This is a genomic window from Achromobacter aegrifaciens (genome assembly GCF_902859735.1).
GTDB lineage: Bacteria > Pseudomonadota > Gammaproteobacteria > Burkholderiales > Burkholderiaceae_B > Achromobacter > Achromobacter aegrifaciens.
Genome location: NZ_CADIJY010000001.1, coordinates 200,302 through 212,840 on the forward strand (window position 1 = coordinate 200,302; position 12,539 = coordinate 212,840).

Here is a 12,539-nt window from a genome sequence, read left to right on the forward strand (position 1 = left end):
ACCGTGGAAGGCATTCGTGCCCGGTGGCACGGCTGGGCTTCAAACCCAGTTGGGGGCGTCAGACGTTCCCAGGTAGGTTCGACTCCTGCTGCCTTCCGCCATCCCTTGCGCGGCGCGCTAAGCCCGCAGCATCCCTGTCACCACGCCGCCTACCCGGTCCGATTTCCAGTCCAGTTGTCCCAGATGCCAATATCGGACGGATCCGCCGCGGTCCACCAGATAGTTTGCGGGCAGGCCGACTGCATCCCATTGCTTTGACGCCGTGCTGTTCCTGTCGTGCAGCACGGTACCCGCGACCGGCCATTTCGCCAGAAAGGCGTTGATCCTGGCTGCCGAATCGCCGACGTTCACGGCCACCAGGCGCAGGCCTTCTTCGCGGTGACGTTTGGCCATGGCGGACATGATGGGGATTTCATCGCGGCAAGGGTCGCACGAGGTGGCCCAGAAGCTGACGATGATCACGTTGCCGCGCCAGGCGGCGAGCTTCTTTTCGCGGCCGGCCAGATCGGGCAGGGCCAGCGGCGGCGTGGATGCGGTCCAGGGCGCCCAGTCCGGGCCGGTGGCCTTCTTGAGCGCATCGTCGCTGGCGGCCCGGGCATACCAGGGCAGGGCCGCCAGCGACAGGCCGGACTGCAGGAGTAGACGGCGGCTGATCATGGCGGTCCCCGTGGGTGGGCAGCAGGCGGACTCAGAGGGAAAGCGGCCTGGCGCTGAGCTTGTAGCTGAAGCTGGCGGGATCCAGGCTGTCCAGCCGGCCGTCCGAGGTTTCGCCGTTGGGATACATCAGGAAAGGCACGGGACCGTGGGCAGCGCCCGGCAGAACCACGTCGTGGCCGTGGTTGTATGCCACCCAGTTCATCTCCCAGGCGCCGAACAGCATGACGCGCGCGGCGCGAACCTTGGCATCGGTCAGCGGCAGTTCGCCGGGAGGCTCTTCCAGCATGACCTTGCGCACATCGGCAGGGTCCACCGGCACCCAGCCGTAGCCCGCGGCATAGAACTCGGCGCGGCAATGCTGCGCCTTGGTGACGTCGCCCGCCTTGCCCAGGCTTTTGTAGCCGAACTCGGAATCCGCGACCCGCAGGCCATAGGCATCGCGGGCCGGTATGCCGGCGGCGCGGGCCAGTGCGACAAACAGGGAGTTGATGTCGGCGCACTTGCCGTTCAGATCATTGGCCGTGAGCATGTAGCGCACGTCGCCCACGCCGCAGCCGCGGGTGGACGCGGTTCTGCAGGTGTTCTCGACCACCCATTCGTAGATGGCGCGGGCCTGCGCCAGATCGCCGCGGTGGCCGCGGGTGATGCGGTCGGCGGTGCTCTTGACGATGCCGTCGGTAGGCAGCAGCGCGGTAGGCTGGAGGAATTCGCGTAGCGCGGCCGCGCTTTCACGGGGAACGTCGGCCGCGGGCGGCTGGCTCAGGTCCACGCGCCGGTTGCGGGTCTGGAAGCGGCTGGTGACCGTGACCTGGCGCGGCCCCTGCGCGTCCGGCCATTGCACGGCCAGCATCTGCACGCCGTAGCCGGGCGCCTGGGTCAGTTGGGCCACGCCGCCGCCGCTGACCTGCCAGGCGCTCTGCGCGCCGCGCTGGTAGGCGGTGTCAGTGGCGTAGGGTACCGGGATCCAGATGCGCGCGAGCGCGCCCGGATCCTGCACGGTGATGTCGGTGGTCAGTTCGAAGGCGCGCCATCCGGCGCTGACAGGGGCGAGTCCCGCGTGCGCCGCCCTGGGCAGGGCCGCGCTGGCGGCGCACAGGGCGCCCGAGAAACGGAGGAAATGTCGGCGATCCATATAGCCCTCACTCACGGTGAAGATTGGCTGTCGGTGCGCCCGGGGCCGGGCGGCCGTCCGTTGCTGCGTGCTGCCGGATCATCATAGGGCCAATCCCGGGGGCGGTGCTATCCTTTTCCACTGACCTATGGAGATTCAGATGACCACCCAGGATGTTGCCAGCGCGGCGGTGCCGCGATTGACTTCGCTTTCGCACGGCGGCGGCTGCGGCTGCAAGATCGCACCCGGCGTGCTGTCCGAGTTGCTCAAGCGCTTCGGCCCGGCGGTCAGCTACCCTGATCTGCTGGTGGGCACCGAGACGGCCGACGACGCGGCGGTCTACCGGCTGAACGACGAGCAGGCGCTCATCGCCACCACCGATTTCTTCATGCCCATCGTCGACGACCCCTACGACTTCGGCCGCATCGCCGCGACCAATGCGCTGTCGGACGTCTACGCGATGGGCGGCACGCCCATCATGGCGCTGGCCATCGTGGGCATGCCGATCAACGTGCTGCCGCATAGCGTCATTGCCGACATCCTGCGCGGCGGCGAATCGGTCTGCAAGGACGCCGGCATTCCGGTGGCCGGCGGCCACAGCATCGACTCCGTCGAACCCATTTACGGCCTGGCGGCGATGGGCCTGGTGCATCCCGGCCGCATCAAGCGCAATGCCGACGCGCGCGCTGGCGACGTGCTGATCCTGGGCAAGGCATTGGGCGTGGGCATCCTGTCGGCCGCGCTGAAAAAGAACCGGCTGGACGACGCCGGCTACCGCGCCATGATCACCGAGACCACGCGTCTGAACCGGCCGGGGCCTGCGCTGGCCGCCATGGAAGGCGTGCACGCCATCACTGACGTGACGGGCTTCGGCCTGTTGGGACATACGCTGGAAATGGCGCGCGGCGCGCAGCTGACGGCGCATGTGCGGCGCGATGCGCTGCCCTGGCTGCCCGGCGTGCAGGCCTTTGCCGCGGACGGCGTCATCACCGGCGCGTCCGGCCGCAATTGGGCTTCCTATGGCGCGTCCGTGCGCCTGGGCGAGGGCGTGAGCGACACGGAGCGGGCCTTGTTGACCGATCCGCAGACCGCCGGCGGACTGCTGGTGGCCTGCTCGCCGGACGCCGCGCAGGCCGTGCTGGACCTGTTCCGCCAGCACGGCTTCGAGCAGGCGGCCATCATCGGCGACATGCGGGCGGGCGAGCCGGAAGTGCGCGTCGACTGAAGGCCCCTGGCTGGCCTGGGCGCTAGCGCGCCTGGCCGGCGCGGCCCAATTCCTGCACCTGGTAGTTGATCTGCCAGTGCAGCAGCTCCGTGTAGGCGTTCAGGCGAACCTGCTCCGCCCATTGTTCCGCCGTCGCGTCCTGCTCTTCCTCCAGCGCCAGCCCTGATGGACCTGCCCAGGGCAGGATGCGGCCGGGTTTGCCCGGCCGGAATACGCCTTCATCGGTCAGCAGCACGTGCTTGCTGTTGAAGCCGAAGCACCAGGCCGGATCGGGCTGGGCGGCCAGCAGGTCGCAGCCACTGCGGAAGTAGGCTGTTTGCGGCAGGCTCAGGTGATACAGCGTGGGCAGAATGTCCTTGTGGCTGCCCACGCGCGCCGGGTCGTAGCGCGCCTGCGCCCGGTAGGCCGGCGGCACGTACAGGTAGAACGGCACCGCGCGCGCCAGCGCCGCGTCCTTCGGGTCCTGATAATCGATACCCAGGATGTTGTGGTCGCCGGTCACGGCGACGATGGTCCGGGACGCATAGTCCGATGCCTTCAGGCGCGTCAGGAAGCGACCCAGCTGATCGTTGGCGTAACGCAGCGTGTCGAATGCGGCAGCCAGCGCATCCCAGGTCTTGAAGTAGGGCAGGCTGGCCACATCGTCCAGGGGCAGGCCGCCGCGCTGCCCGCCGTCGGGCACGATGAACGGCGGATGGTGAGTGGTGGACAAGGCGACGATGAAGAGCGGCTGGCTGTCCTGAGTGCCTTGCGCCAGCCGTTCTTCGATATAGCGGAACATGTACTCGTCCGGTACGCCCCAGGTTCCGGTCCGTGCTTGGGGATAGCGCACCTTGAGGGTCTGCTGGTCCACGAATTCATGTGCGCCCAGCTTGGTGGCGAAGACGCCGAGGTTGCGCCATGTGGCGGCGCCGGACGTAACGAAGACGACCCGGTAGCCGCGCTGCAAAAAGGGCGTGAAGGCATTGCTGGCGAATGGCGCGTCCACCGCCGACGATTGGCCGACGGCCGCAATGGGGCTACGCACCAGCAGGAGGCTCAATGATTCGATGGTGCCGTTGCCTTCGGCCACGAAGCGCTCGAACACCCAGTCCTCGCTCCAGTGCGGACGCAGCGCGCCGAGCACGTCGCGCCCCGGACGGTCATACGAGTTCAGGTGTGCCCCCATGCTCTCCATGACCTGCAGCACCACGTGCGGAGGCCGCGCCGCAGCCGCCGGATTGGGCCCGGTTGCGGCCATGAAGGGCCGCAGGCCAACATCCGGCCAGCCCAGGAAGCGCTCATAGAGCTGGCGCCCCTCTCGCAAGGTGACGGGTTCGAAGCGCTTGTCGTTGCCGCGGTCGGACAGGGCCCAGGAAAAGGCCGAGACGCCATTGGGCGCGATGTCGTTGAGCAGGCGCAGCGACGAGATGCTGGTGTCGTCCTTGTTGAGCGGAAACTTGCCCAGTGATCCTCTGCAGGCCAGCACGGTGACGCCTATGATCAGCGCAAACCGCAACAGGCTGGGGATGAACGCGCGGCGCTTGAACAGCATGCCTTGCACCCAGCCACGCCAACGGCGGCCGAGCCACCAGGTTCCCGCCAGCACCGCCGCCAGCAGCAGGCCAGCCTGTGCCAGCGGGTAGCCATGCCACAGGGTCATCAGGATGGCCTGGGTGTCGTCGTCCACCAGCCCGAACACGAAGATGTCGATCGAACGGGAAAATGTGGCGAAGTAGAAGACGCTGATGATCGTGATGGCCGCGAACAGCGTCGCCATGGCTGCGCCCAGCCCCGGCAGATGGCGCTGCCAGCGCCGTTGCAGGCCGGGTCTGGCCGCCGCTGCCATGGACAGCAGCAGCAGCGCCGAACAGGCGATGCTGGCGACCTTGATGTCGAACAATAGCCCTGTCGCCAGGGTGCGCCGCACGTCCTGCGGCAACGCGTCATAAGTCCCCGGCGCGGCATAGCGCAGCAGCAGGTAGCCGCGCCCGGCGCTTTGCGCCAGGACGCTGATCAGCCAGGGGGCCAGCAGGACCAGAAAGGATCGTTGAAAATTGACGAACCAGTCTTGCCACCCGAACGCCGGACGGAAAAGCCTAATCAACATCTTGGGAGCAGGGTTACGGACCAGCGCCGCAATCTACCGGAGCAGCCATCCCAAGTTATGAAGATCTGTATGGATTTTGTAGCGCGGCGCGGCGCCTACACGGTTAGGTCGCGCGCGGTGGCTTCGGCCTGTTCGATCAGCCAGCGCGTGACGACCTCGGCGTCCGGCGTGGCGCGGCGTGTATTGCGCACCAGCCAATAGGCGTGCTCGGTGGCGCTGGCGGCCTGGCCGCCGACGGCCTCCAGCCGTTTGTCCGCCAGCATCGGCGCGATCAGCGCCAGCCGGCCCAGCGCGATGCCGTGGCCCGCCAGCGCCGCGTGCACGATCTGGTCATACTGGTTGAAGCGCAGCATGCCCCGGGCGGGCACCCGGGCAAGGCCGCGCGCATTCAGCCATTCCGACCATTGCAGCCAGGGGCGCGTCGGGTCGTCGAATTCCAGCAGCACATGGCGTTGCAGTTCCTCGGCATCCAGCAGGCGGGCCTTGAGCGAGGGGTGGGCCACCGGCACCACCGCCTCGCCGAACAGCCAGGCCGCGCTGTCTGGCACGCCATCGCGCAGGCTGTAGCGAATGGCGATGTCCACGCTTTCGCGGTCGATGTCGATCAGCCGGTTGTCGGCCGCCACGCGCACGTCGATGTGCGGATGCGCCGCCTGGAAGTCCCCCAGACGAGGCAACAGCCACAGCGAGGCCACCCCGATGGTCGTGGTGACGGTAACGGGCGTGCGGCGCTCGGGTGCGCGCAGCTGCTCGGTCAGGTCGCCCAGCTGGCTCAGCCACACGTCGGCCATTCGGAACAGCTGCGCGCCCTCGGAGGTGAACGACACGCTGCGGAATCCGCGCACCAGCAGGGCCACGCCCAGGTGGGCCTCCAGCGCCCGGATCTGGCGGCTCACGGCCGACTGGGTCACATGCAGATCCTGCGCGGCCAGCGTGATGCTCATGCGGCGGCCCACGGCCACGAAGCCTCGGACCAGATCAAGCGGCGGGAGTTTGGCCAGCGGATATGGCATTCGTAAAACTCATGCGTATCGGACGGAAATGTCGCTTGAGCAATAGTACCTCCAGGGCGTTCAATAGGACTCAGACGACGGGTGTAAGGGCGCAAAGCCCGGCAATCCGCCGCGATCGCCGCCGCCGCGGCCCAGGGGTACGCCATGATCCAGGTATGTTGCACTGCGGGAATGTCATTCCGTTTGGCCGGCGGCTCGACTATGCTGCTCAAGCACGCCTCGGGCGTCCGCATCGTGTGTCACGCCGGCACCTTGTGGCTTTCCGAGTACCGGCGCTTCGATGACAGCGTGCTTCAAGCCGGGGATTCCATCACCGTCGGCAGCGATCGCGATGTCGTTCTCAGCGGCCTGCCGGATGCGCAGGTCGCGCTAATTTCGTAGCAGCTTGCCCCGGAGCTCCAGTCATGACCGCGTCCCTGCCCGACACGCCCCGCATCGAGATGTGGTTCGATTTCGCCAGCCCGTACAGCTATCTGGCCATCGAACGCATCGACGCCCTGGCGCAAGAGGCCGGGGTGCGGGTCGATCTGCGCCCTTTCCTGCTGGGTCCTATCTTCCAGGCCCAAGGCTGGAACGACACGCCTTTCCGGCTGTTTCCGGGCAAGGGCGCCTACATGATGCGCGACATCGCCCGCCTGGCCGAAAAGTACGGCCTGGTCTACAACCGTCCCCGCCTGTTTCCGCGCATGAGCGTGCTGCCCGCCCGCATCGCGCTGCTGGGGCAGGACGAGCCCTGGGGCCGCGATTTCTGCGTGGCGGTGTTCCGCGCCAATTTCCAGCACGACCTGGACATCCAGTCCGAGGACGTAGTGCACGGGCTGCTGACGGACCTGGGGCTGGACGCCGCGGCGCTGATCGCCCGCGGCAAGTCCGAAGCGGCCAAGGAGGCGCTGCGCCGCCAGGTCGACCGTGCCCGCAACCTGGGCCTGTTCGGCGCACCCACGTTCTTTGTGGACGGAGAGATGTTCTGGGGCAACGACCGCCTGGAAGACGCGCTGGAATGGACCCGCCGCGAGGCGCCCGCCAGCGCCTGGAATGCATCGGCCACGCGCGCCTGAGCGCTGCGCAAACAAGTTTTTTCGTCAACCCAACTTCTGCAATGAAAAACGCCAGCAGTGCCTATCGCGGCGCGCCCATGCCGGGCGGCCGTTCGTTCACGCAATTCCGGGCCGCGCGCATCCGGCGCGTGTCGTTCCAGTGGAAACAGGCCGCAGCAGTCGGCATGCCGGACAAGGGCAGTCCGCAAGGCGGCTCGCGGGGCCGCTAGGGCCCCGCGCCGTACGCCGGCAGGGGCCAGTCAGCCCTTGCTGACGGGCGCCACCCGCGCCCACTCCTCGTCCGAGTACAGCCGCGAACGCAGCAGGAAGCGCTTGCCTTCCGCGCTGTCCAGCGAAAACGCGCCGCCCCGGCCGGGCACGGCGTCGATGATGAGCTGGGTGTGCTCCCAGTACGCGAACTGGTCCTCGCCCATGTAGAACGGGCAGCCTTCCAGTTCGCCGAGCAGCACGTCCGAACCGCCCACCATGAATTCGCCCTGGGCGTAGCACATGGGCGAACTGCCGTCGCAGCAGCCGCCGGACTGGTGGAACATCAGCGGGCCATGCTTGGCCCGCAGAGTCTCGATCAGGCTGCGCGCCTCGTCGGTGGCGACCACGCGCGGCGTTTGCTCTGCCATGTCAGGCTCCTTTGAGGCGCGCCGGGCCTCGCGGCCCGGCGCCAGGCCATGGCGGGGTCAGAAGAAACCCAGCTTCTTCGGCGAGTAGCTCACCAGCAGGTTCTTGGTCTGCTGATAGTGGTTGAGCATCATCTTGTGGTTCTCGCGTCCGATGCCCGATTGCTTGTAGCCGCCAAACGCCGCATGCGCCGGATAGGCGTGATAGCAGTTGGTCCACACGCGGCCGGCCTTGATCGCGCGGCCCATGCGATAGCAGGTGTTGGCGTCGCGCGACCACACGCCCGCGCCCAGGCCGTAGAGCGTGTCGTTGGCCAGGGCCAGCGCATCGTCGGCATCCTTGAAGGTCGTCACGGCCACCACCGGCCCGAAGATTTCCTCCTGGAACACGCGCATCTTGTTGTGGCCCTTGAACACCGTGGGCTGCACGTAATAGCCGCCTTCCAGCGCGCCCTGCATCTGCGCGCGCGAGCCGCCGGCCAGCACGTCGGCGCCTTCCTGCTTGCCGATGTCCAGGTACGACAGGATCTTCTCCAGCTGCTCGGTGGATGCCTGCGCGCCCAGCATGGTGTCCGCGTCCAGCGGATTGCCTTGCTTGATCTCGGCCACGCGCTTGAGCGCACGTTCCATGAACTTGTCGTACAGGGATTCCTGGATCAGCGCGCGGCTGGGGCAGGTGCAGACCTCGCCCTGGTTCAGCGCGAACATGACGAAGCCCTCGACCGCCTTGTCGAGGAAGTCATCGTCCTGCGCGGCCACGTCGGCAAAGAAGATGTTGGGCGACTTGCCGCCCAGTTCCAGCGTGACCGGGATGATGTTCTGCGAGGCGTACTGCATGATGAGCCGGCCGGTGGTGGTCTCGCCGGTGAAGGCGATCTTGGCGATGCGCTTGTTGGACGCCAGCGGCTTGCCGGCTTCCAGGCCGAAGCCCGTGACCACGTTCACCACGCCGGGCGGCAGGATGTCGCCGATCAGTTCCATCAGCAGCAGAATGCCCAGCGGCGTCTGCTCGGCGGGCTTGAGCACCACGCAGTTGCCTGCGGCCAGGGCCGGCGCCAGCTTCCATGCCGCCATCAGGATGGGGAAGTTCCAAGGAATGATCTGGCCGACCACGCCCAGCGGTTCGTTGAAGTGATAGGCGACCGTGTCGTGGTCGATCTCGGACAGCGAGCCTTCCTGGCTGCGGATGCAGGAAGCGAAATAGCGGAAGTGGTCGATTGCCAGCGGAATGTCGGCGGCGCGCGCTTCGCGGATGGGCTTGCCGTTGTCCCAGGTTTCGGCCGTGGCCAGGCGTTCCAGGTTCGCCTCCATTACATCGGCGATCTGCATCAGCATGCGGGCGCGCTGCGCGGCCGGGGTCGCTCCCCATTTGGGCGCGGCGCGGTGCGCGGCGTCCAGCGCCAGTTCAATGTCGCGCTCCTTGGAGCGGGCATTGCGCGTCAGCACCTGGCCCGTGACCGGCGTGACGTTGTCGAAGTATTCGCCGTCGGAGGGCTTCTGCCATTTGCCGTCGATGAAATTGTCGTACTGGGTTTTCAGGTCCAGGCGGGTGCCGTAGGAGTCGGGGGTGATGCGGGTCGCGATGTCCATGCTTGTCTCCGGTATTGTGGGGGTGCGGCAGTCGGCTGCCTGTCCCGTATCAAGCAAGGAGCGTGCCAGTCGGTGCTTCCCCGCTGGACAGCCCGCGGCTTGCATGCGAAAGTAGGTTTCAGAACGGGCAATATGCAGTAGAGCCCCTCGAGGGCCGGCCCGCCGCCGGGCCGTCCCAAGGCGGGCCAGTCCCCTTGGGGGCAGCAAGCCCGCGTAGCGGGTGCGGCGTGGGGGCCTTCCCTGTCGCTTTTTGCGACATCGTCGCGGAACAGGTGTCGCAGAACGCCTGTCCCAGGAGACATGCATGGCCACTCAATCCCGTCAGCATGCGCTGACGCAAGCGCGCCTGCTGTTCAACCAGCAAGGCGCGGTGCCCGGCGGCGTGGTCGCCGAGCCCATCCTGCGGTCGTGGCGGCGCTGCGCCGACCTGGGCTTCGACATGCGCGGCGTGCGCCGCGCCGAACTCATGACCCAGGGCGAGCTGCGCGAGGCCCAGCAGCGTAACGAGGCGCTGCGCCGGCTGTCCGAACCCGCCATGTCCATGCTGCGCCGCCAGGCTGGCGGCAGCGGCGGCCTGGTGATCCTGTCCGATGCCCAGGGCCTGGTGCTGGATTCCGACGGCGACACCGGTTTCGCCCAGCGCGCCTCGCGCGTGGCATTGATGCCCGGCGCGCCTTGGGACGAAGCGGCGGCAGGCACCAATGCCATCGGCACCGCCCTGGTGGAAGGCCGGCCCATCGCCGTGCACGGGGCGGAACACTATTTCGAACCCAACCGCATCCTGACCTGCGCTGCTGTCCCCATTACCGACAGCGAGGGCCGCACGCTGGGCGTGCTGGACCTGTCCAGCCCGGCGCGCGACCTGCGGCCCGACGTGCTGGAACTGGTGCGCGCCGCCGTCGACCTGATCGAGCACCGCTTGTTCGAACAAGCCTACGAGCAGCACGCCGTGCTGCGGCTGCATGTGGATCGCTCCGGACTGGGCGCGCCCGGCGAGGGCTTGCTGGCCTTCCAGGGCGACCTGCTGATCGGCGCCAACCGCCGCGCCTTGCAGGCGCTCGGCCTGGCGCCCACGGCTCTGGGCGTGTACCGCTACGGCGACGTGTTCGACGGCGACATGGAACGCTGCCCCGACGCGGCGGGCCGGGTGCAGGCGCGTTCGGGCGTCGTGTACCACGCGCGCTTGCGCTGGCCGCGCTCGCGCGCCCCGCAAGCGCCGTCACTGCCGTCACTGCCGCCCGCGGCCGGCTCGCGCCCCGCTGCGCCGAGTTTCGATGCCTCAACCCTGGGCGCGCTGGCGCGCGCCGTGCACTTGTCGGATGCGGGTGTGTCGATTCTGCTGCAAGGCGAAACCGGCGTCGGCAAGGAAGTGTTCGCGCGTCAGCTGCATGCGCGCAGCAAGCGCGCCTGCGGGCCGTTCGTGGCGGTGAACTGCGCAGCGTTGCCTGAGAGCCTGATCGAATCCGAACTTTTCGGCTACGAAGACGGCGCCTTCACCGGCGCGCGGCGCCAGGGCAGCAAAGGGCTGCTGCGCCAGGCGCACGGCGGCGTGCTGTTCCTGGACGAGATCGGCGACATGCCGCTGATGCTGCAATCGCGCCTGCTACGTGTGCTGCAGACGCGCGAAGTCTCGCCGTTGGGCGCGGCGAGGCCGGTGGCCGTGGACTTTGCACTGGTATGCGCGACGCACCGGCCGCTGGCCCATGAAGGGCCCGATGCGCCGGTGCGCCCGGACCTGTATTTCCGCATCGCCGAATACACCGTCACGCTGGAACCGCTGCGCGCGCGCGCCGACCGCCTGGAACTGCTGCGCGGCCTGTGGGCGGCGCAAGGCGCGGGGCCGGTCCTGCCGCCCGACATCGAAGCAACCCTGGTTGCGTACGCCTGGCCCGGCAATTACCGGCAACTGGTGGCCGTGCTGCGCACGCTGCACGTGCTGGCGGGACCTGCCGGTGTCGTCGAGGCCGACATGCTGCCTGCCGATATCCGCGGCGCTGCACCGCCGCCGCCCGCTGCGGGCGTCGATGCCCCGACCAATCTGCAAGCCATGACGGACGCCGCGATCCGCGACGCCCTGGCCGCCCACGGCGGCAATGTCAGCCGCGCAGCGCGCGCGCTGGGCGTACACCGCAGCACGCTTTATCGCCGCCTGCCGCGTCCGGTCTAGCGGAATTTTCCGTTCCTTGCGCGCGCGGCTGCGCCGATGTTTTCCACGTGTACGCAAGGCGTGCACAAAAACTATCTTTTGAAGATAGGTTAACTATCCCAGCACACGGGAAGAACTGCTTACGATGCCCGCATCCCCTTCAACCCAGGTGATGACATGGCAAGCAACGAGCTGTTCTACGACGACTTCGAAATAGGCCGTCTCTTTCCTCCCAGCCGCTACAGCATCGGCGCCGCAGACAGCGACGCTTTCATCGGCACCTTCGAACACACTCCGGTCCTCGACGGCAGCGGCCGCGCCGTATTGGCGCAAGGCGGCGCGCCCGTGCGCAGCGTGCATCCGGTGCTGGTCGGCAGCTTTCAACCGCAGCACGCGGCCTTTGCCTGGCCGACTGGCGTGCTGCACGCCCGCGAGAAAGTCCGTCTGCTGGCGCCCGTGTATCCAGGAGAGGAGCTGGAGGCCAGCGTGCTGGTGAAGGACAAGTACCTGAAGAACGACAAGCGCTTCGTGGTGCTGGAGATCACCGTCCGCAAGCTGGAAAACGCGCGCGTCGCTCTGGTGGCGGAGCGCAGCCTGGTTTGGCCCAACTGAGGAGGCCGGCATGGAATTCAAGGTAGGCGACAAGTTCCGTAGCGTTGCGCGCGGCGCGGAACAGGAAGACATCAACCGCTTCGGCGCGCTGCACGGTACCACCGGCAGGACGCACACCGATCCCGAATATGCGCGCAACAGCGTTTTCGGCGGAGTCATCGTGCAGGGGGCGCTGGTGATGGCGCCAGTTCTCGACATGGCCGCCGATCTGCTTGGCGATACGTGGCTCGACGGCAGTGAGATCGAGGCGAAGTTCGTGGCGTTCACGCGGCCGGGGGAGGCCGTGGACGTTGCATTCGAAGTGACCCGCAGCGAACCCGGATGGCTGGAGCTGGCCTACGCCTGCACCCTGGCTGACGGAAAGAAGGTCCAGGTGGGAACCATCACCCGCCGCCGCGGCTGAACCCGGCCGCAACACATAACA

General features: G+C 67.7%; 13 protein-coding genes and 1 tRNA gene. 8 read left to right on the top strand and 6 right to left on the bottom strand.

Annotated features, from left to right (window positions below; translation table 11 throughout):
• The first annotated feature begins 5 nt into the window (after nucleotides 1-5).
• Nucleotides 6-101, top strand: a tRNA-Sec gene (locus tag HV766_RS00920).
• 16 nt (nucleotides 102-117) lie between these two features.
• Here HV766_RS00920 and HV766_RS00925 read toward each other — a convergent pair.
• Nucleotides 118-657, bottom strand: coding sequence for a TlpA disulfide reductase family protein (locus HV766_RS00925; RefSeq protein WP_054455285.1), 540 nt, complete (start codon nucleotides 655-657; stop codon nucleotides 118-120).
• Nucleotides 658-688: 31 nt separating this feature from the next.
• Nucleotides 689-1,789: a transglutaminase-like domain-containing protein gene (locus tag HV766_RS00930; RefSeq protein WP_175180391.1), complete on the bottom strand. Its 1,101-nt coding sequence runs from the start codon at nucleotides 1,787-1,789 to the stop codon at nucleotides 689-691.
• A 139-nt stretch (nucleotides 1,790-1,928) separates the two neighbouring features.
• Between HV766_RS00930 and selD the strand changes: the two genes are divergently transcribed.
• Nucleotides 1,929-2,993: a selenide, water dikinase SelD gene (selD, locus tag HV766_RS00935; protein ID WP_175180392.1), complete on the top strand. Its 1,065-nt coding sequence runs from the start codon at nucleotides 1,929-1,931 to the stop codon at nucleotides 2,991-2,993.
• A gap of 22 nt (nucleotides 2,994-3,015) precedes the next feature.
• Here the strand turns inward: selD and HV766_RS00940 are convergent, their stop codons facing one another.
• Both HV766_RS00940 and HV766_RS00945 read right to left on the bottom strand, forming a co-directional pair.
• On the bottom strand, nucleotides 3,016-5,082 hold the full coding sequence (locus tag HV766_RS00940; RefSeq protein ID WP_175180393.1) for an LTA synthase family protein: 2,067 nt from the start codon (nucleotides 5,080-5,082) through the stop codon (nucleotides 3,016-3,018).
• A 95-nt stretch (nucleotides 5,083-5,177) separates the two neighbouring features.
• Complete coding sequence (locus HV766_RS00945) at nucleotides 5,178-6,095, bottom strand: LysR substrate-binding domain-containing protein (RefSeq protein ID WP_054455278.1); 918 nt, start codon at nucleotides 6,093-6,095, stop codon at nucleotides 5,178-5,180.
• Between the two features lie 171 nt (nucleotides 6,096-6,266).
• Between HV766_RS00945 and HV766_RS00950 the strand changes: the two genes are divergently transcribed.
• The 3 genes from HV766_RS00950 to HV766_RS00960 are packed head-to-tail and all read left to right on the top strand — an operon-like array spanning nucleotide 6,267 to nucleotide 7,362.
• Nucleotides 6,267-6,476: a DUF2917 domain-containing protein gene (locus HV766_RS00950; protein ID WP_082401069.1), complete on the top strand. Its 210-nt coding sequence runs from the start codon at nucleotides 6,267-6,269 to the stop codon at nucleotides 6,474-6,476.
• 23 nt (nucleotides 6,477-6,499) lie between these two features.
• Nucleotides 6,500-7,153, top strand: coding sequence for a 2-hydroxychromene-2-carboxylate isomerase (locus tag HV766_RS00955; RefSeq protein WP_054455273.1), 654 nt, complete (start codon nucleotides 6,500-6,502; stop codon nucleotides 7,151-7,153).
• Between the two features lie 41 nt (nucleotides 7,154-7,194).
• Nucleotides 7,195-7,362 (top strand): hypothetical protein, encoded by a 168-nt coding sequence (locus HV766_RS00960; protein WP_166738452.1) that lies wholly within the window; start codon nucleotides 7,195-7,197, stop codon nucleotides 7,360-7,362.
• Between the two features lie 30 nt (nucleotides 7,363-7,392).
• On the opposite strand, the gene HV766_RS00965 is transcribed toward HV766_RS00960, so the two are convergent.
• Nucleotides 7,393-7,770 carry a DUF779 domain-containing protein gene (locus HV766_RS00965; protein WP_054455269.1) on the bottom strand — a complete coding sequence of 126 codons (378 nt, stop codon included), beginning with the start codon at nucleotides 7,768-7,770 and terminating at the stop codon, nucleotides 7,393-7,395.
• Nucleotides 7,771-7,827: 57 nt separating this feature from the next.
• Complete coding sequence (gene adh, locus HV766_RS00970; RefSeq protein WP_175180394.1) at nucleotides 7,828-9,357, bottom strand: aldehyde dehydrogenase; 1,530 nt, start codon at nucleotides 9,355-9,357, stop codon at nucleotides 7,828-7,830.
• A gap of 304 nt (nucleotides 9,358-9,661) precedes the next feature.
• On the opposite strand from adh, the gene HV766_RS00975 reads away from it, so the two are divergent.
• The 3 genes from HV766_RS00975 (at nucleotide 9,662) to HV766_RS00985 (ending at nucleotide 12,518) form a co-directional block, all read left to right on the top strand.
• Complete coding sequence (locus tag HV766_RS00975) at nucleotides 9,662-11,524, top strand: sigma-54-dependent Fis family transcriptional regulator (RefSeq protein WP_175180395.1); 1,863 nt, start codon at nucleotides 9,662-9,664, stop codon at nucleotides 11,522-11,524.
• Nucleotides 11,525-11,680: 156 nt separating this feature from the next.
• Nucleotides 11,681-12,115, top strand: coding sequence for a MaoC family dehydratase (locus HV766_RS00980; RefSeq protein ID WP_054455264.1), 435 nt, complete (start codon nucleotides 11,681-11,683; stop codon nucleotides 12,113-12,115).
• 10 nt (nucleotides 12,116-12,125) lie between these two features.
• Nucleotides 12,126-12,518 (top strand): MaoC family dehydratase, encoded by a 393-nt coding sequence (locus tag HV766_RS00985; protein WP_119451209.1) that lies wholly within the window; start codon nucleotides 12,126-12,128, stop codon nucleotides 12,516-12,518.
• Nucleotides 12,519-12,539: the final 21 nt, after the last annotated feature.

Excerpts from the sequence above, each read along its gene's own strand:
- HV766_RS00925 (WP_054455285.1), bottom strand. The coding sequence starts at position 657 with ATGATCAGCCGCCGTCTACTCCTGCAGTCCGGCCTGTCGCTGGCGGCC.
- HV766_RS00930 (WP_175180391.1), bottom strand. The coding sequence starts at position 1,789 with ATGGATCGCCGACATTTCCTCCGTTTCTCGGGCGCCCTGTGCGCCGCC.
- selD (WP_175180392.1), top strand. The coding sequence starts at position 1,929 with ATGACCACCCAGGATGTTGCCAGCGCGGCGGTGCCGCGATTGACTTCG.
- HV766_RS00940 (WP_175180393.1), bottom strand. The coding sequence starts at position 5,082 with ATGTTGATTAGGCTTTTCCGTCCGGCGTTCGGGTGGCAAGACTGGTTC.
- HV766_RS00945 (WP_054455278.1), bottom strand. The coding sequence starts at position 6,095 with ATGCCATATCCGCTGGCCAAACTCCCGCCGCTTGATCTGGTCCGAGGC.
- HV766_RS00950 (WP_082401069.1), top strand. The coding sequence starts at position 6,267 with ATGTCATTCCGTTTGGCCGGCGGCTCGACTATGCTGCTCAAGCACGCC.
- HV766_RS00955 (WP_054455273.1), top strand. The coding sequence starts at position 6,500 with ATGACCGCGTCCCTGCCCGACACGCCCCGCATCGAGATGTGGTTCGAT.
- HV766_RS00960 (WP_166738452.1), top strand. The coding sequence starts at position 7,195 with ATGAAAAACGCCAGCAGTGCCTATCGCGGCGCGCCCATGCCGGGCGGC.
- HV766_RS00965 (WP_054455269.1), bottom strand. The coding sequence starts at position 7,770 with ATGGCAGAGCAAACGCCGCGCGTGGTCGCCACCGACGAGGCGCGCAGC.
- adh (WP_175180394.1), bottom strand. The coding sequence starts at position 9,357 with ATGGACATCGCGACCCGCATCACCCCCGACTCCTACGGCACCCGCCTG.
- HV766_RS00975 (WP_175180395.1), top strand. The coding sequence starts at position 9,662 with ATGGCCACTCAATCCCGTCAGCATGCGCTGACGCAAGCGCGCCTGCTG.
- HV766_RS00980 (WP_054455264.1), top strand. The coding sequence starts at position 11,681 with ATGGCAAGCAACGAGCTGTTCTACGACGACTTCGAAATAGGCCGTCTC.
- HV766_RS00985 (WP_119451209.1), top strand. The coding sequence starts at position 12,126 with ATGGAATTCAAGGTAGGCGACAAGTTCCGTAGCGTTGCGCGCGGCGCG.